At 41.4% G+C, this 24021-nt stretch carries 24 protein-coding genes; 20 read left to right on the plus strand and 4 right to left on the minus strand.

Going from position 1 to position 24021, the window contains the following annotated elements:
- Positions 1-24: 24 nt before the first annotated feature.
- A protein-coding gene (prfB, locus tag E2P86_RS01150) for a peptide chain release factor 2 (protein ID WP_134430222.1) occupies positions 25-1108 on the minus strand; the annotation gives its coding sequence in 2 pieces (ribosomal slippage) (positions 25-1047 and positions 1049-1108; 1083 coding nt in all).
- A 121-nt stretch (positions 1109-1229) separates the two neighbouring features.
- On the opposite strand from prfB, the gene pgi reads away from it, so the two are divergent.
- The 4 genes from pgi (at position 1230) to E2P86_RS01170 (ending at position 5838) form a co-directional block, all read left to right on the plus strand.
- Entirely contained in the window at positions 1230-2876 is a 1647-nt protein-coding gene (gene pgi / locus E2P86_RS01155) for a glucose-6-phosphate isomerase (RefSeq protein WP_085474139.1), read from the plus strand.
- A gap of 92 nt (positions 2877-2968) precedes the next feature.
- Entirely contained in the window at positions 2969-3544 is a 576-nt protein-coding gene (locus tag E2P86_RS01160) for a 3'-5' exonuclease (RefSeq protein ID WP_240775595.1), read from the plus strand.
- Positions 3541-4530: a mannose-1-phosphate guanylyltransferase gene (locus E2P86_RS01165; protein WP_085474140.1), complete on the plus strand. Its 990-nt coding sequence runs from the start codon at positions 3541-3543 to the stop codon at positions 4528-4530. Before E2P86_RS01160 ends, E2P86_RS01165 begins: the two co-directional genes overlap by 4 nt.
- A gap of 18 nt (positions 4531-4548) precedes the next feature.
- Positions 4549-5838 (plus strand): nucleotide sugar dehydrogenase, encoded by a 1290-nt coding sequence (locus E2P86_RS01170; RefSeq protein WP_085474141.1) that lies wholly within the window; start codon positions 4549-4551, stop codon positions 5836-5838.
- Between the two features lie 22 nt (positions 5839-5860).
- On the opposite strand, the gene E2P86_RS01175 is transcribed toward E2P86_RS01170, so the two are convergent.
- The 3 genes from E2P86_RS01175 to metK form a co-directional block, all read right to left on the minus strand.
- Positions 5861-6280, minus strand: a complete 420-nt coding sequence (locus E2P86_RS01175; RefSeq protein ID WP_085474142.1) for a 6-pyruvoyl trahydropterin synthase family protein — start codon at positions 6278-6280, stop codon at positions 5861-5863.
- Between the two features lie 27 nt (positions 6281-6307).
- Positions 6308-7471: an alpha-hydroxy acid oxidase gene (locus tag E2P86_RS01180; protein WP_085474143.1), complete on the minus strand. Its 1164-nt coding sequence runs from the start codon at positions 7469-7471 to the stop codon at positions 6308-6310.
- A gap of 135 nt (positions 7472-7606) precedes the next feature.
- On the minus strand, positions 7607-8860 hold the full coding sequence (metK, locus tag E2P86_RS01185; protein ID WP_085474144.1) for a methionine adenosyltransferase: 1254 nt from the start codon (positions 8858-8860) through the stop codon (positions 7607-7609).
- A 261-nt stretch (positions 8861-9121) separates the two neighbouring features.
- On the opposite strand from metK, the gene E2P86_RS01190 reads away from it, so the two are divergent.
- From E2P86_RS01190 to nuoH, 16 genes are all read left to right on the plus strand, one after another.
- Positions 9122-9994 carry a diacylglycerol/lipid kinase family protein gene (locus E2P86_RS01190; protein WP_085474145.1) on the plus strand — a complete coding sequence of 291 codons (873 nt, stop codon included), beginning with the start codon at positions 9122-9124 and terminating at the stop codon, positions 9992-9994.
- 6 nt (positions 9995-10000) lie between these two features.
- Entirely contained in the window at positions 10001-10351 is a 351-nt protein-coding gene (locus E2P86_RS01195; RefSeq protein WP_085474146.1) for a translation initiation factor, read from the plus strand.
- A gap of 431 nt (positions 10352-10782) precedes the next feature.
- Entirely contained in the window at positions 10783-11613 is an 831-nt protein-coding gene (locus tag E2P86_RS01200) for a MotA/TolQ/ExbB proton channel family protein (protein ID WP_085474148.1), read from the plus strand.
- Between the two features lie 98 nt (positions 11614-11711).
- A complete protein-coding gene (locus E2P86_RS01205; protein ID WP_085474149.1) occupies positions 11712-12368 on the plus strand; it encodes an ExbD/TolR family protein in 657 nt (218 codons plus the stop codon).
- A 16-nt stretch (positions 12369-12384) separates the two neighbouring features.
- Complete coding sequence (locus E2P86_RS01210; RefSeq protein ID WP_085474150.1) at positions 12385-12936, plus strand: ExbD/TolR family protein; 552 nt, start codon at positions 12385-12387, stop codon at positions 12934-12936.
- 20 nt (positions 12937-12956) lie between these two features.
- Positions 12957-13838 carry an energy transducer TonB gene (locus E2P86_RS01215; protein ID WP_085474151.1) on the plus strand — a complete coding sequence of 294 codons (882 nt, stop codon included), beginning with the start codon at positions 12957-12959 and terminating at the stop codon, positions 13836-13838.
- A gap of 271 nt (positions 13839-14109) precedes the next feature.
- Positions 14110-15054 (plus strand): PstS family phosphate ABC transporter substrate-binding protein, encoded by a 945-nt coding sequence (locus E2P86_RS01225; RefSeq protein WP_159451877.1) that lies wholly within the window; start codon positions 14110-14112, stop codon positions 15052-15054.
- A 103-nt stretch (positions 15055-15157) separates the two neighbouring features.
- Entirely contained in the window at positions 15158-16897 is a 1740-nt protein-coding gene (locus tag E2P86_RS01230) for a tetratricopeptide repeat protein (protein WP_085474154.1), read from the plus strand.
- A 253-nt stretch (positions 16898-17150) separates the two neighbouring features.
- Complete coding sequence (locus tag E2P86_RS01235; RefSeq protein ID WP_085474155.1) at positions 17151-17531, plus strand: NADH-quinone oxidoreductase subunit A; 381 nt, start codon at positions 17151-17153, stop codon at positions 17529-17531.
- A gap of 75 nt (positions 17532-17606) precedes the next feature.
- A complete protein-coding gene (locus E2P86_RS01240; RefSeq protein ID WP_085474156.1) occupies positions 17607-18164 on the plus strand; it encodes an NADH-quinone oxidoreductase subunit B in 558 nt (185 codons plus the stop codon).
- A complete protein-coding gene (locus E2P86_RS01245) occupies positions 18157-18654 on the plus strand; it encodes an NADH-quinone oxidoreductase subunit C (protein ID WP_085474157.1) in 498 nt (165 codons plus the stop codon). The genes E2P86_RS01240 and E2P86_RS01245 overlap by 8 nt, the downstream gene beginning before the upstream one ends.
- 13 nt (positions 18655-18667) lie before the next feature.
- Positions 18668-19903 (plus strand): NADH-quinone oxidoreductase subunit D, encoded by a 1236-nt coding sequence (locus tag E2P86_RS01250; protein WP_134430227.1) that lies wholly within the window; start codon positions 18668-18670, stop codon positions 19901-19903.
- Entirely contained in the window at positions 19896-20420 is a 525-nt protein-coding gene (locus E2P86_RS01255) for an NADH-quinone oxidoreductase subunit NuoE family protein (RefSeq protein ID WP_085474159.1), read from the plus strand. The genes E2P86_RS01250 and E2P86_RS01255 overlap by 8 nt, the downstream gene beginning before the upstream one ends.
- Position 20421: 1 nt before the next feature.
- A complete protein-coding gene (gene nuoF / locus E2P86_RS01260) occupies positions 20422-21774 on the plus strand; it encodes an NADH-quinone oxidoreductase subunit NuoF (RefSeq protein ID WP_085474160.1) in 1353 nt (450 codons plus the stop codon).
- Positions 21775-21862: 88 nt separating this feature from the next.
- Entirely contained in the window at positions 21863-22873 is a 1011-nt protein-coding gene (locus E2P86_RS01265; protein WP_085474161.1) for a 2Fe-2S iron-sulfur cluster-binding protein, read from the plus strand.
- A gap of 15 nt (positions 22874-22888) precedes the next feature.
- On the plus strand, positions 22889-23929 hold the full coding sequence (nuoH, locus tag E2P86_RS01270) for an NADH-quinone oxidoreductase subunit NuoH (RefSeq protein ID WP_085474162.1): 1041 nt from the start codon (positions 22889-22891) through the stop codon (positions 23927-23929).
- The last annotated feature ends 92 nt before the right edge of the window (positions 23930-24021 follow it).

Raw genomic sequence — 24021 nt, forward strand, 5'->3', positions numbered from 1 at the left:
CTTTTGTTTTATAGAGTGCTTTGGTTAGCCTCCAAATTCCATAAGGTAGGCTTTAAGGAAGTCATCTAAATCGCCATCTAAAACCGCTTGCGTATTAGAGGTCTCTACATTGGTACGTAAATCCTTTATTAGTTTGTATGGGTGCAATACATAGTTGCGAATCTGTGAACCCCATTCAATCTTTTTCTTAGACCCTTCAATAGCAGCAGTAGCTTCTTGTCTTTTACGCATCTCTATTTCATAAAGTTGTGACTTCAGTAATCGAAGTGCATTTTCTTTGTTTTGGAGCTGTGATCGTGTTTCCTGGTTTTTAATAATAATACCTGTTGGTTTGTGGTGTAAGCGCACGGCAGTTTCCACCTTATTAACATTTTGTCCACCTGCACCGCCCGAGCGGAAAGTGTCCCACTCTATCTCTGAGTCTTTAACATCAATCTCAATATTATCATCTACTAAAGGGTACACATACACCGAGGCAAAGGAAGTATGTCGCTTGGCATTAGAGTCGAAAGGGGAGATCCGTACTAAACGGTGCACGCCATTTTCTCCTTTTAAATAACCGTAGGCAAAATTTCCTGAAAACTGTAGCGTTACTGTTTTTATTCCAGCAACATCACCCTCTTGGTAATCTTGTTCAGTGACCTTACATCCATGTTTCTCTCCCCACATAATGTACATCCGCATCAACATAGCTGCCCAATCACAGGATTCGGTGCCGCCAGCACCAGCTGTAATCTGCAGGATGGCATCTAATTGATCTTCCTCCGCACTGAGCATATTTTTAAACTCGAGTTCTTCAATCTGACTTAACGCTAAATTGTGTTGCTCTTCGAGTTCTTTTTCTGTCGCATCTCCACTTTGGAAAAACTCGTACAGTACAATGGTGTCTTCAATCGTACTGTTTACCTCATCGAACTGGTCCGTCCATACTTTTTTATTCTTGATCGCATGTAAGACTTTTTCGGCTTCTTTTGGAGCGTCCCAAAAAGTCGGTTCCAGTGTGATGGCTGTTTCTTTGGCTATTTCTTCTTTTTTGGCATCGATGTCAAAGATGCCTCCTCAGGGATGTTACACGATCCCTCAAGTCTTGAATGTGTTCTTTGGTCATGATTCAAAAGTAGCGGTAAATAGGCGAAAAAACAAACCTTTCTCCTGCACCTAAAAACTCGATTTTTACACCGTTTTTCTCGGTAAAATTAATTAAGTTTGGTTTAATAAAAGAAATAGAGATGTTGCCCAGAATAGATTTTACAACGACCCAAGCCTACCGATATTTAACGGACCATTTTATCAACGTTAATGTGTATAGTATCAAGGATTTTTTTGCACAAGATCCAGAACGTTACAATAAGTTTTCCGTCCTTTTTAATGATATTTTATTGGATTATTCAAAGAATAGAATAACCGATGAGACACTCGCACTGTTGATGCAGTTAGCACGGGAGTGCGAATTGGAACAAGCAATTGATGCGATGTTTAAGGGAGAAAAGATTAATGAGACGGAAGGACGTGAGGTGCTACATACCGCATTACGTAATCTTTCGTCTACACCTGTGGAAGTTGATGGGACTGATGTAATGCCGCAAGTACGGGCGGTTTTGGCACGTATGAAAAATTTTAGTGCCCGTGTAATTGGTGGTGACTGGAAAGGCTTTACAGGAAAAGAAATTACCGATGTTGTAAATATTGGCATTGGAGGTTCCGATTTAGGGCCAGTCATGGTGACAGAGGCTTTAAAAGCATACCGCACGCGATTGAATGTCCACTTTGTGTCGAATGTGGATGGCACACATATTGCCGAAACACTTAAGCCTTTAAATCCAGAAACAACACTTTTCTTGGTGGCTTCCAAAACATTCACTACACAGGAGACAATGGCGAACGCAGAGTCGGCAAAGGCCTGGTTTTTGAAAGCAGGAGCTGCGGCGGGGGATGTTGCTAAACACTTTGCGGCTTTAAGCACGAATGAAAAAGGTGTAGCAGCTTTCGGGATCGATACCGCTAATATGTTTGAGTTTTGGGATTGGGTTGGCGGACGTTATTCGTTATGGTCGGCCATCGGTCTTTCTATTGCTTTGGCCATTGGATTTGATAATTTTGAAAAATTATTAGCTGGCGCCCACGCCGCGGATAATCACTTTAAGACGGCGAGCTTTGAAGATAATATCCCTGTGATCTTAGCTATGTTGGGGGTTTGGTATAACAATTTCTTTGATGCGGAAAGTCACGCTATCCTACCATATGACCAGTATTTACATCGTTTTGCGGCGTATTTCCAACAGGGAGATATGGAGAGCAATGGTAAATATGTAGATCGGAATGGTAATCGTGTTGATTATGAAACAGGTCCCATAATTTGGGGTGAACCTGGCACGAATGGTCAACATGCTTTTTATCAATTGATCCATCAAGGGACGAAGCTAATCCCTTGCGATTTTATTGCACCTGCAGTTTCACATAATCCGATTGGAAACCATCATCAACTTTTGCTTTCTAATTTCTTTGCGCAAACGGAAGCCTTAATGAACGGTAAATCCGAAGGTGAAGTGATTGCTGAGCTCACGGAGCAAGGAAAGTCGGAACCTGAAATTGAGCGGTTAAAGAATTTTAAAGTGTTTGAAGGAAATAGACCGACAAATTCTTTTTTGGTGAAAAAGGTGACACCAGAGACATTAGGCACATTGATTGCTTTCTATGAACACAAGATTTTTGTGCAAGGCATTATTTGGAATGTCTTTAGTTTTGATCAATGGGGAGTAGAATTGGGTAAGCAGTTGGCCAATAAGATTCTTCCTGAGCTGAAAGCTGAAGGAGAAGTGGAAAGTCATGATAGTTCGACCAACGGATTGATCAATCAGTACAAGGCCTGGCGTTAAATGAAATAGTTGGATATTTGGCAAGTTTGTTGCCGTAATCTGATATGAGCGCTGAGCGCGATGACGAGAAGTAATTAAAATCGTTACCTTTGATGTTGATGAGTATGACCTTTACAGCGATAGATTTTGAATTGGCAACAGCAGATTATACAAGTGTATGTGCCGTAGGTATAGTGAAGGTAGAGAATAGTCAGATTGTGGATGAATTCTACGGTCTGGTCCAACCTCCTGGGAATAAATATATGTGGCAGACCACACGTGTTCATGGTATAAAATCTAAGGATACGAAGGATGCACCCACTTTTGCGGAAATTTTTCCGAAGATAGAGCCCTATCTAAAACAACAAAAAATGGTGGCGCACAATGAGAAATTTGATCGCGAGGTTTTGATGAAGACAATGACGCGATTTGAGCTGCCTTATAAATCCCTGCAATTGCCTAAAATGTGGGAGTGTACGAGTAAAATTTATAGTGCGAAAGGGTTTAAAAAGACGAAATTAAGTATTTGCTGTGCGATTATGGGGATTGAGTTACATCACCATGATGCGCTATCGGATGCACGAGCGTGTGCACAGTTGTACATCAGGCGTGATCAAGTTACCAGCGAATTGATAATGAAACATTTTCCAAATACGGAAATAGAAATAAAAGAGCATAAAGCAATATGAGTAATGTTATTAATGTGATCCTATCCGGTGGAGTTGGATCTCGATTGTGGCCATTGTCCCGAAAGTCTAAGCCGAAACAATATCTCCCATTTTTTCAAAATAAGTCTTTGTTTGGATTAACGATAGAACGAAACGAGAAGGTATGTAACCATGTATTGCTCGTTGGTTCTGTTCAGAACATAGATTTGGCTAAAGAAGAGCTTAGTAAGGTTTCACATGATATTATTGTAGAGGCGGTGCCACGGAATACAGCCGCGGCTATTGCGTTTGCTGCTTTATCCACGGATCCGGATGATATTCTTGTGGTTACACCTTCAGATCACTTGATTGAGGGAGAGGAACAGTATCTACAAGCACTTAAGCGTGGTATTGAGTTCGCAAAGGAAGGATTCTTAGTGACATTTGGAATAAACCCAACTCGTCCAGAGACAGGTTATGGATATATTGAGGCAGCTGGAACCGATGTATTGTCGTTTCGTGAGAAACCAAACTATGAGACAGCAAAAGACTTTATCAAGCAAGGTAATTTCTTTTGGAACTCGGGTATTTTTTGCTTCAAAGCAAGTACTTACCTGCAAGAACTAGAACGCTTTGATCCAAAGTTGTATACGGCCGCGAAAGCAGCTTTCGACGGGGCTAAGGATGGGGTGTTGGATGAAGAGCTTTCCATGCGTATTCCGTCTAAAAGTGTTGATTATGCTATTATGGAACGGAGTGATAGTATTAAGGTAGTTCCTTCGTTTTTCCAGTGGTCCGACATGGGGTCTTTCGACTCGCTATATGACTACCTAATCACTAAAGGACATCCAAAGGATGAAGCAGGAAATGTGGTGATTGGTGGTTCGAAGCATACCGTTTTCCTTGGTCTTAAAAATTGTATTGTGGTCAATACGGATGATGCTGTCTTAATTATGGATAAAGCGCATGCGCAAGATGTAAAGCATGTGTACGAGACATTAGAGAAAGAAGGATCGACATTAGTTTAGTAAGCAAGGTAGGGAAGCATGGATAAGAAAATTGCCGTAATTGGTCAAGGGTATGTTGGGCTTCCTTTAGCATTGGCTTTTGCTGCTCACCACCCTGTGGTGGGATTTGATATTGATGCCGTGCGCGTCGCGGAGTTGAATCAAGGATATGATCGTACGTTGGAAGCGGAGACGTCTTTGATTCAACAGATGCTTGACAAGAGTGAGCGAGGAGAGGGGGGATACCGTGCGAGCACACTGACCGAAGATATTGAAGATGCTTCGGTGTATATTGTCACAGTTCCTACGCCTATTGATGAGTTTAATGCGCCCGATTTACGGTTCTTATTGACTGCGTCTGAGATTATAGGTCGTGTGTTGAAATCCGGAGATATCGTGATTTATGAATCGACCGTGTATCCTGGATGCACAGAAGAGGATTGTGTGCCGGTGTTGGAGCGTGTGTCGGGATTGGTGTATAATGAAGATTTCTTTGTGGGTTACTCGCCTGAGCGTATTAATCCGGGAGATAAGACGAGGACCTTGCAAAATGTTGTTAAGGTTACTTCTGGAAGTACGTCTGCGGTTGCCGAGGAGATTGATGCATTATATCGCAGAATTATTACGGCAGGTACCTTTAAAGCTTCCTCGATTAAGGTTGCCGAAGCGGCAAAAGCGATTGAAAATGCGCAGCGCGATGTTAACATCTCGTTTGTCAATGAGTTAGCGTTGATTTTTGATCGGGTGGGGATAGATACGCATGAAGTTCTGGAAGCCGCGGGCACAAAATATAATTTCTTAAAGTATAAACCTGGTTTAGTCGGAGGACACTGTATCTCGGTCGATCCGTATTATTTGGCACATAAAGCTTCACAGTTGGGTTATCATCCCGAAGTAATTTTGTCGGGTAGGCGCGTGAACGATCGGATGGCGGAATTTGTAGCTTCCAAGGTGGTTAAATTGATGCTCAATAAGGAAATCGCTGTTAAAGGAGCAGATGTTTTGATACTAGGGATGACCTTTAAAGAGAATTGTCCAGATATCCGAAATACCAAGGTAATGGATATTTACGATGAGTTAAAGCAATATGGTGCGGTCCCACATATATTCGACCCTTGGGTAAATGTAGTGGAAGTACAGCAAGATTTCGGTGTTTCTATTTTAAAGAAACTTGATGACCGAGCTGTTTCCGCTTATGACGCTGTTATCTTAGCTGTGGCACACCAAGATTTTCTGGATATAAACATGAGCGAACTTCGTAAGCCTCAGTCTGTTTTATTTGACTGTAAGGCTGTGCTTGATCGGACGCAAGTAGATGCGAGGCTATAGCGCTTGTTTAAGACAGGTTTTGCTAGCGTGAAAAACTAGCTGAACACTTCGCGGTTTCTTCGACTTTACAAGAAACGAGCTCCACGCCAAGGCCTTCTAATTGTTGTGGTCCTATTTTCTCGACCATATATTGAGCAATGTTTTCTGCTGTAGGGTTGAAAGGAACAATGACAAGACTTTCACTTGCAACCAATTTTAGCTGCTCCAATAGTTCATCCTTCTCCCAAATTAGGAATTTGTGATCAAAATTATCCTCTAACCACATACAAAGTTGAGATTTGATAACAGAGAAGTCTATAACGCGACCTATCTCATCCAATGCCGTTGAGGCTATGGTGAAGTGTATGCGGTAATTATGCCCGTGTAAAAAACGACATTTCCCTTCGTGTCCAACAACACGATGTCCACATGAAATATCGTGGTATCTCTCTGCAATTATCATAGCACAAAGGTAGGAATAGAAAGGCTTTTAGAGAAGCCTTTCCGAAAATCTATCTATTTTATCAATGGATAGCTGCTGCATAATTTGATACAAATGGGTTTTGAACATGTTGATCGTGTGCTCACCTCCATGGTCACCGAGTGCACCCACCCCATACATAAAAGGTCTACCCATAAAGTTAAAGGCCGACCCAACAGCATGCGCACGGGCTAAATCTACCCCCGAACGAATTCCTCCGTCCATCATAATCTTGATCTTATCTTTATATGCTGGATTATTTGCGAGGCGGATCAATGAATTGATCGACGATTCGGCCGCATCGAGTTGCCGGCCACCGTGATTGGAAACAATTACACCATCCGCACCTAATTGTATGGCCTCTTGCATATCTTCATCGGTCGCAATGCCCTTTAATACGAGCGGTCCTTTCCAGCGTTCACGAATGGCTTTAATTTTTTCAAATGTAACTTTACCCGTAAAGGTCTTGTTCATAAATTGGCCCAACTGGCTGAGGTCGAGGCCAGCCTCCATATATGGTTTTAATGTAGCGAAGGAGGGGATACCTTGTTGTAAAGTTTTTATTCCCCATGTCGGGCGGATCATGGCTTGAAAAATGTTAGCGATATTCATTTTTGGAGGCATAGATAATCCACTTTTAATTTCTCTATAACGCAGTCCAAAAGCGGGAACGTCGACCAACACAACTAATACAGGACATTCTACGGCCTGTAGGCGGTTTAAGATATCGTCGCGAAGGTGATCCTCGGTTGGATGATAAAGCTGAAACCAAGCAGATCCTTCGGAGACCTCGGCAATCCGTTCAATACTGGATGTGGATACGGTGCTTAAGATATATGGGATTTTTTCCTTAGCGGCTGCTTTAGCTAAGATTTCCGGCGCATTAGGCCACATTAATCCTTGAAGGCCAATAGGTGATATGCCAAAAGGAGCGCTGTATTTTTTGCCGAACAATTCTGTTGAGAGGTCTATGTTACCATTTTCCGCAAGGTAGCGTGGTTTGAGGTATATATGGTCAAAATCGCTCTCATTGCGTTGTAGATTGAATTCTTCGTTGGCTCCGCCTTCAAGGTAGTCAAAAGCGAATTTTGGAATACGTGTTTTGGCTTTCTTACGTAAATCAGCAACAGATGGGTATGCCGAATTGTACGGAAAGGTAAGTTTGGTACTCATGTGGTTTATGTTAATTATTTAGTGTAGAAAGATACATACTTTTCAGGGAATAGCTGTCCTGCGCTGTACAGTTAAATAAAATAAGGCTGTACCCGATTTGGATACAGCCTTATTTATACGGTTACGTATGCACGACTAAAGGCCGAAAGCTTCTTTAACCTTGTCTACAAAGTCAAGTTTCTCCCAAGTAAATAGGTTTACTTCGACTTCCTTGATTTCGCCTGTTGTACTTTCAAAGGTCTTTGTTACGGTTTTTGGAGTACGTCCCATATGACCATAAGCCGCAGTTTCAGAATAGATTGGGTTACGTAAACCTAAGCGTGTTTCAATCCCGTAAGGCGTCATGTCAAATAGTTCGGTGATCTTGGTTGCAATTTCTCCGTCGTTTAGATTTACTTTGCTCGTGCCGTAGGTATTAACATAGATACCCATTGGATCTTTAACACCTATAGCATAAGATATCTGTACTAAAATTTCATCAGCTACACCGGCCGCCACTAAATTTTTTGCGATATGACGTGTTGCATAAGCCGCTGAACGATCTACTTTCGAAGGATCCTTGCCAGAGAATGCACCACCACCATGTGCTCCTTTTCCACCGTAGGTATCAACGATGATCTTACGTCCCGTTAGGCCTGTGTCGCCATGCGGGCCACCGATAACGAATTTTCCCGTCGGGTTCACGTGAAACGTGATATCATCGTTAAAGAGTGCTTGCAACTCTGGAGACAGTTGTGCTTTTACGCGGGGAATTAGGATATGTTTAATATCGTCTGTAATCTTTGCCAGCATGGTTGCTTCTTCAGCAAAATCATCGTGTTGGGTAGAGATTACAATTGTGTCGATTCGCTGCGGTTTGTGATCGTCACTATATTCCAACGTTACTTGCGATTTCGCATCGGGTCTTAAATAAGGAATTTCCTTGTTTTCACGACGAAGAGCCGCTAGTTCATACAATAAACGGTGAGCAAGATCTAAGGCGAGTGGCATATAGTTCTCCGTTTCATTACTTGCGTAACCAAACATGATTCCTTGGTCGCCGGCACCTTGTTCTTGTTTCGTTTTACGATCTACCCCTTGGTTGATATCCGCAGATTGCTCATGGATAGCCGACAATACGCCACAAGAGTTTGCTTCAAACATATACTCGGATTTGGTATAACCAATTTTTTCGATCACCGAGCGAGCGATTTTTTGAACATCCAGGTAAATCTTAGATTTTACCTCGCCAGCAAGGACCACTTGTCCTGTGGTAACCAAAGTCTCGACAGCAACGCGTGCATCCTCATCCCATGCGAGAAAATTATCAATTAAAGCGTCAGAGATTTGATCTGCAACTTTATCGGGGTGTCCTTCGGACACAGATTCTGAAGTAAATAAATATGCCATTTTGCGTTTTTATTATCGATATTACGCCAGTCGGAGAGGGGCCAAGTAGAAGTGGAAAAACATTTAATTTTCGGTTTTAGCACTTTTTTACCGTGGTTGCAATCTCCTTGAGGCATAGGTAAATATGCCGTGCGCAAATCAGTCCACTTTTTTGTCGAGCAAAAATACTACTCTTTCCTCATTTTTAAAAGTATTTAACGATAAAGTGGAGTAGTAAAAGGATTTGTCTATCTTTATCTCCGTAAGAGCTGATATATATATATGCGTAAGCGAATCCTATTTGTTATTAACCCAATTTCTGGCGGAAAGAAGAAAACAGCATTTAATAAACAGGTGTTGGAGGTGCTCGATTTAAAAAAATTCGACCCTACGTTCAAGATCACGAATCACCCAAATCATGCGTATGAACTGGGTAAACAAGCGATAAAGGAAGGTTATGATGCTGTAGTCGCTGTCGGGGGAGATGGTACGATCAATGAATTGGGTTCTGCTATTCTAGGGACAGATATGCCGCTCGGTATTATCCCTGAAGGATCGGGCAATGGATTGGCCTTATATCTGGGTATTCCGCTGAACGAGTCCGCTGCCTTGCGGCGAATCAATAGATTTGAAACGGTAGAGGTGGACACGGGAGAGATTAACGGGAGAAACTTCTTCAATATAGCCGGTATAGGTTTTGATGCCTTTGTGAGTGATCATTTTGCGACGGAGAATATTCGAGGGCCTATCGGCTACCTTCGTTCTTCCTTAAACGTGTTTAGTAAATTCAAACCCAGCGTGTACCGATTGGAAATCGATGGCAAAGCATATGAACGGGAGGCCTTTATGATCAGTGTTGCAAATTCACCGCAATATGGTAACAATGCATATATCGCACCGCAGGCTTCTATAAATGACGGTATTTTGGATGTTTGTATCGTTCATAAGTTTCCTTTGTATTTATTACCTAAGATGGTCTTTCATTTGTTTACGAAAAGTGCCGATCAATCGGATTATGTGGAAATCATTCCAGGGAAAAATATTCGAATCATCCGTGATGATCGGGGACCTGTGCATGTGGATGGCGAGCCGGTCGACATGGGCGATACGCTCGATATTTCAATTCAGCATAAATCACTAAAAATAATTTGTTAAGTTAAGATGGCAAAGCAGAAAAAACAACGCTTCGAGGGAATTGTCTATTCAACAGCGGATGATTTCTCCTACACAGAGGCCGAAAGCGCCGAGGAATTAGAGACTTTACCGAATGGAAAGCAGAAGCTGAAGGTCTTTTTGGATCGTAAGGCAAGGAAGGGTAAAGTTGTTACAATAGTGGATGGCTTTATTGGCGCCGATGAAGATTTGCAAGCGCTTGCAAAGGTATTAAAACAGCGATGTGGTGTCGGGGGAGCTGCGAAAGATGGTGAAATTTTGATACAGGGAGATTTTAAGCAAAAGGTTTATGATATTCTTATCGCAGAAGGATTTTCAGTAAAAATGGCTGGCGGATAGTTGTTTAAGGAACTTTTTATTTTTTTTGGTTTTATCTTTCACCCTTTTCTACCTCTTAAGCTTGCTGAAGCGAATTTATGTTTAAACAGACTGTTTGCACTTTGTTTTAGTGAGTGAATACTTACTTAATTTTTGCAAGTAACAATTTTTTAATTTGCATAAACCAAAAAAAATAGTTTTCATTGTAAAATATATCGCACTAAACCGCAATATATCGAAAGGTGACAACTACCGGAACGGAACGGAAACCGCTGATGGGTTCGCTGGTATTTGGATGTTTGGGAAAGACATAAATAAATGTAAAGAAAATTTTATTTTTAATACAAAACAGTATATTTGTTTTGCGCGAAAGCAAGGCAAGTGCCTTTAAATTGCATTAATTGAATTAAACATTAATATTAAACAACAGTAAAAATCTAAAAATTAGTAAAATGGCAAACGCACCAAAAACTACTACTCCTGCTAAAAATGAAAGCGGAAATTCAGGTAATTTATTTGCGAGTTTAGCAATTATCATTTGTTTCATCATCGGTTACCTTGTATGGAAATTTGTAATGGGAGCTCCATCTAACTTTATCGATAACAACCCTGTTAACCAACCGCTTCCAGGTAACTACCTAGGTATGGTTTACCACGCTGGTGTAGTTGTACCTATCTTGATCGGTTTATTCCTTATGGTATGGGTATTCGCTATCGAGCGTTTTATCGTTATCAACAGAGCATCAGGAACAGGTAACGTGGGTAACTTCGTAAGAAAAATCCAAACATTAATCAATGGTGGAAACATCGATTCAGCTATCGCTGAGTGTGACAAACAAAAAGGTTCAGTAGCTAACGTAGTTAAAGCTGGTCTTTTAAAATACAAAGACGTTTCTGGTAACACAGGTTTAGATTCAGAAAAATCTGTTTTGGCTATCCAGAAAGAAATTGAAGAAACAACAGCATTAGAAATGCCAATGTTAGAGAAAAACATGAACGTTCTAGCAACATTAGTTTCTATCGGTACATTGACAGGTCTATTAGGTACAGTAACAGGTATGATCAAGGCCTTCTCGGCATTGGCAACTGGTGGTGCGCCGGATTCAGCGAAATTAGCAAACGGTATCTCTGAGGCCTTGATCAACACGGCTACAGGTATCGCGACATCTACATTCGCTATCGTATTGTATAATATCTTGACTGCTAAAATTGACAACTTAACTTATTCTATCGATGAGGCTGGTTTCTCAATCGTACAAACGTACGCTGCAAACCACAAATAAGACGATTTGAAAAAAATCGAATTTCTTTTATGGAATTTGATCTTTTCAATCATCATGTATCAAAGAATAGGAATTGTTAATTAAAAGAAGTAAAGAAAATGGGTAAAGCAAAAGTAAAAAGAGCCAGTACATCCATCGACATGACGGCGATGTGTGACGTATCGTTCTTGCTTCTTACTTTCTTCGTTTTGACCGCTACAGCGCGTCAACCTGAGGTTTTGCCAGTAGACGTTCCAGCATCTTCAACGCCAGATAAACTACCAGACGATAATGTTTCTATTATCTCTGTAGGTAAAGGCGGCAAAGTGTTTTTCAGTATTAAAAATCCTACAGTACGTGAGGAGACTTTGAAAAGCATGTCTGCAAAGTATGATATTGCGTTCTCGGACAAAGACTACGAAGAGTTTAAGAAAATGGACGAATTTGGCGTTCCGTTGAAAAATATGCGCCAGTTGCTTTCTCTTGGTAACGATCAACGTAAAGAAAATATCCAACCTGGAATTCCAGTGGATAGTACGGAGACGAATTCAAATGAGTTGTATCAGTGGGTACAGCAGGCTCGTTTGGCTACGATCAAGTACAACAGAGACCGTGAAGGAGAGAAGGATTTCGTGGATCCAGGACCGATGAAGGTCGCTATTAAAGCGGATGCAAACGAAAAATATCCAACGATTAATTTAATTATCGAAACTCTTCGTAACCAGAAGCAAAACAAGTTTAGTTTTGTAACAGGCTTGAGAAACGAAAGTAAGTAGATTAAAAATTTAAAAAATGGCAGAATTAAATCAAGATAGTGGGAAAGGTGGAAAAGGCGGGAAAGTAAGAGCCAAGAAAAACGGTGGTAAGGTCGATTTGACCGCCATGGTAGACTTAGCATTCTTATTGATTACCTTCTTCATGCTTACTACGTCATTAAATAAGCCTCAAGCGATGGATGTGGCGATGCCTGACAAGAACAAAATTGATGCGAACGACAATTTAGAAATTGCCGATACGCGCTCAATTACGCTTCTATTAGGTTCGGACAATAAAATTTCTTGGTATTACGGACAGTTGGCAAAACCTATTTATCAACCTGCAACGGTAGAATATGGTAAAGATGGTATTCGTCAAGTGCTTCTTAAAATGCAAAAAGAAGTTCCAGCTCGCAGTGGCGGCAAAGATTTGATCGTTGTAATCAGACCAAGCGAAAAATCAGTACAAAGAAATCTTGTTGATATCTTAGACGAGATGAAAATTGTAGATGTAAAACGCTATATGATTTCAAAAATCAATAATGACGAAATTGAAGTGTTAAAACGCGAAGGTCTTTTCAACGACTAATCGCACTATAAAGAAATTATATGTTTGGTTCTAAATTAGATATATTCAAAAAAGAATGGCTTGATGTCGTTTTTGCGAATAGAAACAAAGAATATGGTGCCTACGACCTACGCAAATTTGCGCCGAAGGCTACTAATATCGGTTTGTTCGCTATCACGGCTTCGGTTCTTGTTTTGAGTGCTCCAAAAGTCTTTAATATTAAGATTTTTCCAGACAAGCCTGTTGAAGAAGCTCCTATGATTACGGAAGTTACTTTAGAGGATTTGGAAATTCCGGAGCCTGAAAAAGAAGAAGAAGAGCCTCTTCCACCAGAAGAAGAACAACCACAACGTATTGCTCAGGAGCCACCTGCTGAAGATCTAGTAAGATTCCCAGAACCGAAGGTTGTGCCGCAGCAGCAAGTAAAAGAAGAGGTTGTGACGCAGGAAGAAATCAAAAAGGAAAACAAAACTCCAGCACGTATTACATTAAAAGGTACGAAAGGTGCTTCAGGTGTACCAACTGGGGAGTTTGGTCCTAAAAAAGTAGAAGGTGCAATCACAGGTTCTGCCGAAGGTAAGCCTGATGGTAACCCAGATATTGATAAAGTGTTTACAGCCGTAGAGGTTAACCCAGATCCACAAGGAGGTATTAATGCATTCCGTAAGTGGGTTCAAGAAAGTTATTCGTATCCGCAAGGTGCAATTGATGCTGGGGTGAAAGGTCAAATCGTTGTTTCTTTCGTTGTTGAAAGAGATGGTAGTTTGACTGACATGAAAGTTGTAAAAGACCTTTCTTATGGAACAGGACAAGCATTGATTAACGTGCTGAAAAAAGCGAAGAAATGGAAACCAGGTATTCAAAATGGTCGTCCGGTTCGTGTACAGTATCAGTTACCGATGACCTTAGATCTTCAACAATAAGATGAGTGGTTTTAACAGAAACACAAAAAAATTTAGTCAGAAATCGCCATCACAGCGATTTCTGTCTATTTTAGGCCTAGCGATGTTTGCCTTTTATTTCATCCTAGGTGTACTGGTGATTTTTTGGAATAATTTTCCCATTGCGATTGATCCGGCATACAAGAATATTTTTGGCGTTTTGCTTATCGTTTATTCTTTTATGCGTTTTGCGCGCTTGTGGCAGAATAATTTTTTTCGCTAGTTCAGTATTGAATTTTTAACGATGGTTTATATGAAAAGATATATCTACGGAGGAATGGCTGCTTTGTTGTTAATGACGACAGTGGGATGCTTTAATACAAAAAATGAAGGGCAATCCAATGTCGACAGTACGGCAGCTCCTAAAGGTGGTTCAAAAGAGGATATTTTAGTAGGGACATTAAATGTCGTGGTAGATGCTTCTATATTCCCATTGATGAGAGAGCAAGAGGAGGTTTTTCTTGCAGCTTATCCCAATGCAAAATTGAACATCATAGTTAAACCAGAAGTTCTTGCTGTTAAAGAGTTGTTAGCTGATAAGGCAACGGTCGCTGTATTGGCCCGTGAGTTGAATGAAAAGGAAAATGAGTATTTTGCTAATCGTTCGATTAAACCACGCGTTTTTCCAGTATGGTCTGATGCCGTTGTGTTTGTTGGTAATACTAAATCGGCTGATACAAGCGTTACTATTCCAGTTGTACTCGATATGATGAAGGGACAGAATGCGAACAATAAGAAATTGATCTTTGATAATTTGAATTCCAGTAGTTTTAGGCAATTACAGGAATTAGGGAAGATAGAAAAAGTTGCTTCCAATTTTGTCGAAGGTGTGGGCGATGCGCGCGGGGTGCTTAACACTGTTATGAACAATAGCGATCGTATCGGTGTCATTAGTTATAATGAATATTTAGATTTGGAATCATCGTTTTCAAATAATATTCGTATCTTGAGCGTGAAGAATACGATTGGTGAAAAGGCAGATAATATGTATTATAAGCCTAACCAATCCACTATTGCAGCAGAACAATACCCATTAAGACGTACTTTTTATGTCTTGAACTATCAACCTAACATGGGATTGGGGATTGGATTTTCTGCTTTTTTAACGGGTGATCGTGGACAGCGAATCGTGCTGAAGTCGGGGCTAGTACCTGCATCCATGCCGGGTAGAGAAATCATTATTAGGGACAATATTTAATTAGGATTCTGCCTATATATTGCAGAGTGAGTGATATCGATAATTTTACTTTTTTAAAGTATCTTTATCTAAGTTTGAAAATAAAAAAGAACACAGATAAATTATGACAAACAGCAAATTAGTTTTAAGTTTATTATTAGCTGGAACAGTTGGTTCTGTAAGTGCGCAAAGCTTAAAAGATGCAAAAGCGGCCATGACTGCTGAGCAGTATGATAAGGCAAAAGGTATGTTGCAAAACTTAGTTGAGAAAAAGGCTAAGGATGGAGAGAACTACTTTTATTTAGGGAAGATCCACTTAATCAATGATAAAGTTGATTCTGCTGCAATTGTATTTAATCAAGGTCTTACAAATGCACCTAAGGAGCAATTGAATAATGTTGGTTTAGGTATTGTTGATCTAATGGGGGGCAATCAAAGTGCAGCTGAAAGTAAGTTTGCTTCTGCAGTTTCTGGACTAGGTAAAAAGGATTACCTTCCTTTATTGTATATCGGTGAAGCATATATCGATGCGCCAAAGCCTGATTACACAAAAGCGATTGAATATTTAACACAAGCGAAAAGTAAGAACGAAAAAGATCCACAGGTCTTTATCGCTTTAGGTGACGCTTATGCGGGCTTAGGTGAAAGTAGTCAAGCTTTCGTGAACTACCGCGATGCAGAGTATATGGATCCGAGCTTGCTTACTCCAAAAATTGGACAAGCTATTATTTCGAGAAGAGCGCAGGCTTATGATGTTGTATTGGAGCAATTAACTGCTTTAGCAAGTGAGAATCCAAACTACGCACCGATCTTCCGTGAGTTGGCAGAGACGTACTATCTTTCTTCTTTGAAAGCACCGGAAGAGAAATATCGTGAAATCAACACCCAAGCGGTAGAAAACTACAAAAAATATTTATCGTTAACAGGTGACCAGTCTGTGGAAGCAAAAACACGTTATGCCGATTTCTTGGTATACTCTGGTAACTACGATGAGTTGAAGAAAGTATCCCAAGAGTTAGCTAATGCGCCGGGGGTGGATTCAAAAGTATTCCGTTACCTAGGTTATACTGCATACTTGCAAGATAAGGATTATGCGAAAGCAGCGGAATATATGAATACGTTGTTCTCTCGCGTAAAACCTGAACGTTTGATCCCTCGTGATTACTTGATGGCTGGTTTAGCAAACCTTACAGCAGGAGATGAAGCAAAAGGCTTGTCTTTGTTGAAAGAAGCAATGGCTAAACAGACAGAAGACGATAACTTAGAAGCAGAAATTGCAGAAACAGCATTTGCCAAATACCAAGACGGTGAAGTTGATGCGGCCGTTAAAATCTTCAGAATTCCGGCATCGATGCCAACTTCTGATTACTACTATGATGCGAACTTCTATTTAGGTTCAGCACTTTATGGTAACGGTTCAAAACTTGTTTCTCCAGGCGAAGGTGAAGAGGTTACGCCAGAACTAGGTAAAGAAAAACTAGAGAAAGCTAGACCAATCTTAGAAGAAGCTGTAAAAGCATTAGGTATTGTTGCAGCTGCTAATAAAGAAGATATCGTGAAAAAGTATAGTGTAAATGCATTGTACTATAAAGGATTAGCTGAACTTGCTCTAGATAATGTAATGTATGATCCAGAGAAAGCACAAGGTTTGTTTGTTGATACATTTACAAAACTTTTGGCTGCTGTTAAAGCTTCCACTATCACTGATGCTGAAAAGATCCCTTACTTAGTTGATGCAAACAACTACCTTGGATATTTCAGCTACTTGAAAGGTAATAATGCTAAAGCTAAGACGTACTTCGAAGAGACGTTGAAGGTTAGTCCAGATGATGAGTTCGCAGGACAATTCGCAGGGCAATTATAAGATTTTTCTTATTCTATAAAAAGGGCTGATTTTTCAGCCCTTTTTTTGTTGTTATTTAGACCGTATATAAGTAGTTTTTGGTGGGGTAACCTGGGTAAATCCATCTTGTAGATGATGCGCCACCAGCTGGTGTGTTGACGGTATAAATTCTAACAAAATGCGTTAAATTTCTTTGATTTACAGCCCTTTTGTATTGGTATTGAAAGAAAATTTAATTAAGTTTGTTACTGAGAAAAGATAATAAACTAACATTATGGAAAGTGTAGACCTAACAAGCACACCAGTTGATTATATTCCAATTTTGATACAATTGGGTGTCGCGGTAGCGTTTGGTGTTTTAACAATCATTGGGACGCATATGATCGGCCCTAAAGTTCGAACAGCAAACAAGCTTGGTGCTTTCGAGTCGGGTGTTGAAGTCATTGGTAATGCCAGACAGCCGTTTTCCGTTAAATATTTCTTGGTTGCTATCTTGTTCGTCATTTTTGATGTGGAGGTGATATTCATGTATCCGTGGGCTGTTAATTTCCGCGAGTTTGGTGTAAATGGATTGATAGAGATGTTCGTTTTCATGGGACTGCTTCTATTGGGGTTCATTTATGTGATCAAGAAGAAGGCGTTGGACTGGGATTAGTTCCTGTTTTGCCTGCCTGTTCCTTATAAAGGAAGCATCAATATAAACTTTAAATAATAAACCAAAAAAATAGTCATGAGTAAAGTAGTGACATTAGCAGAAGCACCTCCAGGAGTGGAAGGCGCAGGTTTCTTCGCAACGAGTTTGGATAAAGCCATTGGTTTGGCGCGGGCGAACTCTTTGTGGCCTTTGCCTTTTGCGACTTCGTGTTGTGGGATTGAGTTCATGGCGACCATGGGCTCCACATATGATTTAGCTCGTTTTGGTGCGGAGCGACCAAGTTTTTCCCCTCGACAGGCTGATATGTTGTTGGTGATGGGGACTATTGCGAAAAAGATGGCTCCTGTACTGAAGCAGGTATATATTCAAATGGCTGAGCCTCGATGGGTAATTGCCGTAGGTGCGTGCGCTTCAAGTGGGGGGATTTTCGACACATATTCAGTTTTGCAAGGGATTGATGAAATTATACCGGTGGACGTATACGTTCCCGGCTGTCCGCCTCGACCTGAAGCTATTTTAGATGGCGTCCTGAAATTACAGGAGATTGTTAAGAATGAGTCGTTGAACCGGAGGAATACGCCGGAGTACAAGGCTCTATTGGAAAAGTACGGTATAGCAACAAACAATGGATAATAATAGTGTATTAGACAACTTACGTGTTGCATTTGGTGAGTCCATCTCTTTGATTGGTGAGCCACATGGATTATTGACGGTGGAAACTAGTGCGGCGTCCCTTATTGCTTTGTTGAGTCATTTGAAGGAGGATAGTACGCTAGGTTTTAATTATCTAACCGATATTACTGCTGTACATTATCCATTGCAAATAGGGCGGGAGTACTGTGTGGTTTATCATCTGCACAATATGTATGAGAACCTTCGAATTCGTGTTAAGGTATTTCTAGATAAAGATCATATCCATATTCCGACGGCCACGGTCCTTTGGAACGGAGCCAATTGGATGGAACGCGAGACATACGATTTTTACGGTGTTGTATTCGATGGCCATCCTGACCTTCGTCGTATCTTAAATATGGATGACCTTGATGTTTTTCCAATGCGAAAAGAATATCCTTTAGAAGATCCAAACCGAGTAGATAAAAAGGATTTTTATTTTGGACGCTAAAAACCGAAATGTAATGAGTAAGACTATAACCAAAATAACACCCAATAAACATGTTTTCATAGATAATGATCCGCAAGATGCGCTGGTAACTTTAAATATCGGACCAACTCACCCTGCGACCCATGGTGTATTCCAAAATGTGGTGCAGATTGATGGTGAGCGTATTGTTAGTGGAGTTTCTACTATCGGTTATATTCACAGGGCTTTCGAAAAGATTGCAGAACATCGTCCGTTTTATCAGATTACCCCCTTAACTGACCGCTTAAACTACTGTTCGTCTCCAATTAATAATATGGGGTGGCACATGACCGTCGAGAAGTTATTAGAAATAGAGATTCCAAAGCGTGTTCAGTATATGCGTGTAATCGTCATGGAACTCGCTCGTATAGCAGATCATATTATCTGTAATGGGATCCTGGGCGTCGATACAGGAGCCTTTTCGGGCTTTCTCTATGTGATGCAAGAGCGGGAGTTTATCTATGAAATCTTCGAAGAGATTTGTGGTGCGCGCTTAACGACTAATATTGGTAGGATAGGTGGGTTTGAGCGTGATTTCAACGCGATAGCTTTTCAAAAAATTGAAGCCTTCCTAGAGCGATTCCCTCCAGTATTGAAAGAGTTTGAAGAGCTTTTCGTTCGGAACAGAATTTTCATTGAGCGTACGTCAGGCGTAGCAGCGGTAACACCGGAAGAGGCACTGAGCTATAGTTGGTCTGGACCAATTTTGCGAGCAACAGGAGTTGATTACGATGTTCGCGTGGTTTCACCGTATTGTTCGTACGAAGAATTTGACTTTGATGTTCCTGTTGGCACAACAGGAGATGTGTATGATCGGTTTATGGTACGAAATGCTGAAATGTGGCAATCGTTACGTATTATCGAGCAGGCGCTCCGAAAAATAGAGAAAGAACCAGTCGGTGTATTTCACGCCGATGTTCCTGCTTTTTATCTTCCTCCGAAGGAGCAGGTGTATACGAATATGGAAGCATTGATCTATCACTTTAAGATTGTGATGGGGGAGTGGGAGACTCCACAGTCGGAAGTATACCATTCCGTGGAGGGAGCGAATGGTGAATTAGGTTTTTACCTGATCCACGATGGAGGTCGATCGCCTTACCGCTTACATTTCCGTAGACCATCGTTCGTCAATTATCAGATGTTTGCCCCGATGAGTAGTGGGATGTTGCTTTCTGATGCGATTATCAACATGAGTAGTTTAAACGTTATTGCAGGAGAATTAGATGCTTAGTGTAAAAGAAAATATGATTGTGACATTTTCTGCGGACATGCTGGCGCAGTTTGCTGAAATTGTCGCGCGCTATCCGGAGAAGAGACAGAAATCGGCCTTACTGCCGATTTTACATATTGTACAGGCGGAATACGGTTGGTTAAGTGTCGACGCGATGGATAAAGTTGCGGCATATTTAGCGATACAGCCCATTGAGGTGTATGAGGTTGCAACGTTTTACACGATGTACTTTTTGGAGCCTAAAGGGAAGTATGTACTCGAAATCTGTCGCACAGGGCCTTGTTGCTTGGTGGGTGCAGAACGCATCATCAAGCATGTTGAAAATAGACTTGGTGTTAAAGAAGGGGAGGTTACGGAGGATGGTCTGTTTTCATGGCGCGGGGTTGAGTGCATGGCGGCTTGTGGTTTTGGCCCCGTACTTCAAATTGGCCCAGATTACACATTTTATGAAAATTTAACGGAGGATGGCGTCGACCAGCTTCTTGAGCAATTAAAAGAGAAAGCACAACAGATTTAATATGGCACGTAAACTATTGTTGACACATATTGATGTTCCCGGAATTGAGGGCTTTGAGGTTTATCGCCAGCAGGGGGGATATCGTGCGGTGGAGAAAGCCGTCAAGACTATGACGCCTGATGATGTGGTCGAGGAAGTGAAAAAATCTGGTTTACGTGGACGTGGTGGAGCAGGTTTCCCGACGGGAATGAAATGGAGCTTTTTGGCTAAACCGGAAGGTGTTGCACGTTATTTGGTTTGTAATGCCGATGAGTCTGAACCGGGCACATTTAAAGATAGGTATCTGATGACTAAGATTCCGCATGCGCTCATTGAAGGAATGATTGTGTCGAGTTATGCTTTAGGGGCAAATACATCATATATCTATGTACGTGGAGAGATGATGCCACAGATACGTATTCTCGAAAAGGCTATCGCTGAAGCAAAAGCTGCGGGTTTTTTAGGTAAAAATATTTTAGGTAAAGGCTACGATCTGGAGATTTATGTGCAACCTGGTGGTGGTGCTTATATCTGTGGAGAAGAGACCGCTTTATTGGAATCCTTGGAAGGGAAGCGTGGTAATCCGCGGATTAAACCTCCTTTTCCTGCTGTGGCGGGTTTGTATGGCTGCCCTACGGTTGTAAACAATGTGGAGTCTATTGCTGCTACCGTTCCCATCATTAATGATGGCGGAGAGGAGTATGCTAAGATTGGAATAGAGCGAAGTACAGGAACTAAACTTATTTCGGCTTCGGGCAATTTAGTTAAACCTGGGGTTTATGAAATAGAATTGGGACTTCCCGTCGAAGAGTTTATATACTCCGATGAGTACTGTGGTGGTATAGCCAATGGTAAACGTTTGAAAGCAGTGGTGGCCGGCGGTTCTTCAGTGCCGATTTTACCCGCTAATTTGGTGTTTAAGACAGCGAATGGTGAAAATCGTTTGATGACGTATGAGTCATTGGCGGATGGCGGTTTTCAAACGGGAACCATGATGGGTTCGGGTGGTTTTATTGCCTATGATGAAGATCAATGTATTGTCCGTAATACGTGGAATTTTACGCGTTTTTATCACCATGAGAGCTGTGGACAGTGTTCTCCATGTCGTGAAGGCACGGGATGGATGGAAAAAGTGCTACATAATATAGAGAGTGGAAAAGGATCCATGGAAGAGATTGATTTGTTGTGGGATATTCAGCGTAAGATCGAAGGAAATACAATCTGTCCGCTGGGGGATGCTGCAGCATGGCCTGTGGCTGCTGCAATTCGCCATTTCAGAGATGAATTTGAGTGGCATATCACACATCCTGAGGAGGCACAAAAGCGGAATTTTGGCTTAGCACATTATGCGGAGCCTCGCCAACCTGTGGTATAAGCGGTAACCGTTGAGGGTGTGATGATCATCTTAGAGAAGACAAGAAGGTGACCAGTAAAATGAATGGCTTTTTTTAAAGAAATAGAAAATGGCAGAAGAAAAATTTAGGGTAACGATAGATGGAATTCCGGTGGATGTAACGCCGGGAACAACAATACTTAATGCAGCACGAGAGATTGGAGGAGATATTGTGCCACCAGCTATGTGCTACTATTCCAAATTAGAGGGGAGTGGAGGAAAATGCCGCACCTGCTTGGTAAAAGTATCGAAGGGGTCAGAAAAGGATCCTCGCCCTATGCCTAAGTTGGTTGCTTCTTGTCGTACCACGGTGATGGATGGTATGGAAGTACAAAACATTACGTCCCCCGAAGTTGTCGAAGCGCGCAAGGGTGTTGTTGAGATGTTATTGATAAACCACCCATTGGATTGTCCTATCTGTGATCAGGCTGGAGAGTGTAAGCTACAAGATTTAAGCTATGAGCACGGCGCGGAGCAAACGCGGTATAAGTTTCCGAGGCGGACATTTGAACGGATCGATATCGGGGATAAAATACAACTGCACATGAACCGGTGTATCCTTTGCTACCGCTGTGTGTATGTTGCTAATCAGCTTACAGATCAACGTGAACACGGTATCATCAGCCGGGGCGACCACGCAGAAATATCGACCTTCATTGAAAAGGCTTTGGATAACGATTTTATAGGAAATGTGATTGACGTTTGCCCGGTTGGAGCACTGACTGATAAAACATTCCGGTTTAAGAATCGTGTTTGGTTTACGAAGCCTGTAGATGCACATCGCGACTGTCCGACCTGTTCGGGCAAAGTGACGCTCTGGTACAAAGGAGCAGATGTATTGCGTGTGACCGGCCGTAAGGATGCGTACAACGAGGTCGAAGATTTTATCTGTAATACCTGTCGTTTTGACACGAAGCAAACGCAGGATTGGATTTTGGAAGAACCGACGAAAATTGATAAAGATTCGGTGATTACCGCAAACCATTATAACTCTTTTAATCCTCCTGCAGTTATTGAACAGGATCTTGTGCTGCAAGCAGCAAATGAAGAGCAATTGGAGCGAACAGAACGATTGAAATAAATAAAAGCATAAAGAATGGAAACTGTTGTTATCGTAGAGAAATTAATCCTTGTTGTTGTGGTTTTTACCATATCCCTTGTGATTGCGATGTACTCAACGCTTGCCGAGCGTAAAATTGCCGGCTTTATGCAGGACCGATATGGACCAGATCGTGCAGGGCTATGGGGGATTCTTCAGCCGTTGTGTGATGGAGGGAAATTTTTCTTTAAGGAAGAAATTATTCCTGCGGGAGCCCATAAAACATTGTTTATTCTCGGGCCAACGCTTGCTATTATTACAGCGTGTATCAGCTCTGCTGTCATTCCATGGGGCGGCACTCTTATTATTGGAGGGCGCGAAGTTTCTCTTCAGGTTGCCGATATAAATGTTGGGGTCTTGTATATTTTTGGCGTTGTAGCATTAGGTGTGTATGGTATTATGCTTGGCGGTTGGGCTTCGAATAATAAATTCTCTTTAATGGGGGCTATCCGTGCTGCCTCACAAAGTATCAGTTACGAAATAGGAATGGGGTTATCGATTATTGCTTTATTGATGGTAACCGGAACCCTTTCTATGAGCGAGATTGTGGCGCAACAATCTGGGTTTGTAAACTGGAATATTTGGGTGCAACCACTCGGTTTTTTGATTTTTATGACCTGTGCATTTGCTGAATGTAACCGTGTACCATTTGATTTACCTGAATGTGAAACTGAACTTATTGGTGGATACCATACCGAATATTCATCGATGAAATTGGGACTGTACATGTTTTCGGAATACATTAATATGTTTGTCTCGTCGGCCCTGATGGCAGCATTGTATTTTGGAGGCTACAATTTCCCATTTATGAACGAGTTGGGCTTGTCGCACAATTGGATTACTATTATAGGTGTACTGGTGTTTTTCCTTAAGATATTTGGGTTTATCTTTTTCTTTATGTGGGTGCGGTGGACATTGCCACGCTTCCGCTACGACCAATTGATGAATCTGGGGTGGAAAATGTTGATTCCTTTAGCCATTGCTAATATTGTCCTTACCGGGATTATTACTGTTGTAAAGGATATGTACTTTGCATAAAGGCAGAGATTGTTTCTTCGACAATAGCAGGTAGGTTACAAGGAAGGTAAATATAGGGACACAGGATGTTGTCTTTTAAAAAAATATAGAGA

Source organism: Sphingobacterium psychroaquaticum, assembly GCF_004421025.1.
Classification (GTDB): Bacteria; Bacteroidota; Bacteroidia; order Sphingobacteriales; family Sphingobacteriaceae; genus Sphingobacterium; species Sphingobacterium psychroaquaticum.

Coding starts and splice junctions, on each gene's coding strand:
- pgi (WP_085474139.1), top strand. CDS start 1,230: ATGTTGCCCAGAATAGATTTTACAACGACCCAAGCCTACCGATATTTA.
- E2P86_RS01160 (WP_240775595.1), top strand. CDS start 2,969: ATGTTGATGAGTATGACCTTTACAGCGATAGATTTTGAATTGGCAACA.
- E2P86_RS01165 (WP_085474140.1), top strand. CDS start 3,541: ATGAGTAATGTTATTAATGTGATCCTATCCGGTGGAGTTGGATCTCGA.
- E2P86_RS01170 (WP_085474141.1), top strand. CDS start 4,549: ATGGATAAGAAAATTGCCGTAATTGGTCAAGGGTATGTTGGGCTTCCT.
- E2P86_RS01175 (WP_085474142.1), bottom strand. CDS start 6,280: ATGATAATTGCAGAGAGATACCACGATATTTCATGTGGACATCGTGTT.
- E2P86_RS01180 (WP_085474143.1), bottom strand. CDS start 7,471: ATGAGTACCAAACTTACCTTTCCGTACAATTCGGCATACCCATCTGTT.
- metK (WP_085474144.1), bottom strand. CDS start 8,860: ATGGCATATTTATTTACTTCAGAATCTGTGTCCGAAGGACACCCCGAT.
- E2P86_RS01190 (WP_085474145.1), top strand. CDS start 9,122: ATGCGTAAGCGAATCCTATTTGTTATTAACCCAATTTCTGGCGGAAAG.
- E2P86_RS01195 (WP_085474146.1), top strand. CDS start 10,001: ATGGCAAAGCAGAAAAAACAACGCTTCGAGGGAATTGTCTATTCAACA.
- E2P86_RS01200 (WP_085474148.1), top strand. CDS start 10,783: ATGGCAAACGCACCAAAAACTACTACTCCTGCTAAAAATGAAAGCGGA.
- E2P86_RS01205 (WP_085474149.1), top strand. CDS start 11,712: ATGGGTAAAGCAAAAGTAAAAAGAGCCAGTACATCCATCGACATGACG.
- E2P86_RS01210 (WP_085474150.1), top strand. CDS start 12,385: ATGGCAGAATTAAATCAAGATAGTGGGAAAGGTGGAAAAGGCGGGAAA.
- E2P86_RS01215 (WP_085474151.1), top strand. CDS start 12,957: ATGTTTGGTTCTAAATTAGATATATTCAAAAAAGAATGGCTTGATGTC.
- E2P86_RS01225 (WP_159451877.1), top strand. CDS start 14,110: ATGAAAAGATATATCTACGGAGGAATGGCTGCTTTGTTGTTAATGACG.
- E2P86_RS01230 (WP_085474154.1), top strand. CDS start 15,158: ATGACAAACAGCAAATTAGTTTTAAGTTTATTATTAGCTGGAACAGTT.
- E2P86_RS01235 (WP_085474155.1), top strand. CDS start 17,151: ATGGAAAGTGTAGACCTAACAAGCACACCAGTTGATTATATTCCAATT.
- E2P86_RS01240 (WP_085474156.1), top strand. CDS start 17,607: ATGAGTAAAGTAGTGACATTAGCAGAAGCACCTCCAGGAGTGGAAGGC.
- E2P86_RS01245 (WP_085474157.1), top strand. CDS start 18,157: ATGGATAATAATAGTGTATTAGACAACTTACGTGTTGCATTTGGTGAG.
- E2P86_RS01250 (WP_134430227.1), top strand. CDS start 18,668: ATGAGTAAGACTATAACCAAAATAACACCCAATAAACATGTTTTCATA.
- E2P86_RS01255 (WP_085474159.1), top strand. CDS start 19,896: ATGCTTAGTGTAAAAGAAAATATGATTGTGACATTTTCTGCGGACATG.
- nuoF (WP_085474160.1), top strand. CDS start 20,422: ATGGCACGTAAACTATTGTTGACACATATTGATGTTCCCGGAATTGAG.
- E2P86_RS01265 (WP_085474161.1), top strand. CDS start 21,863: ATGGCAGAAGAAAAATTTAGGGTAACGATAGATGGAATTCCGGTGGAT.
- nuoH (WP_085474162.1), top strand. CDS start 22,889: ATGGAAACTGTTGTTATCGTAGAGAAATTAATCCTTGTTGTTGTGGTT.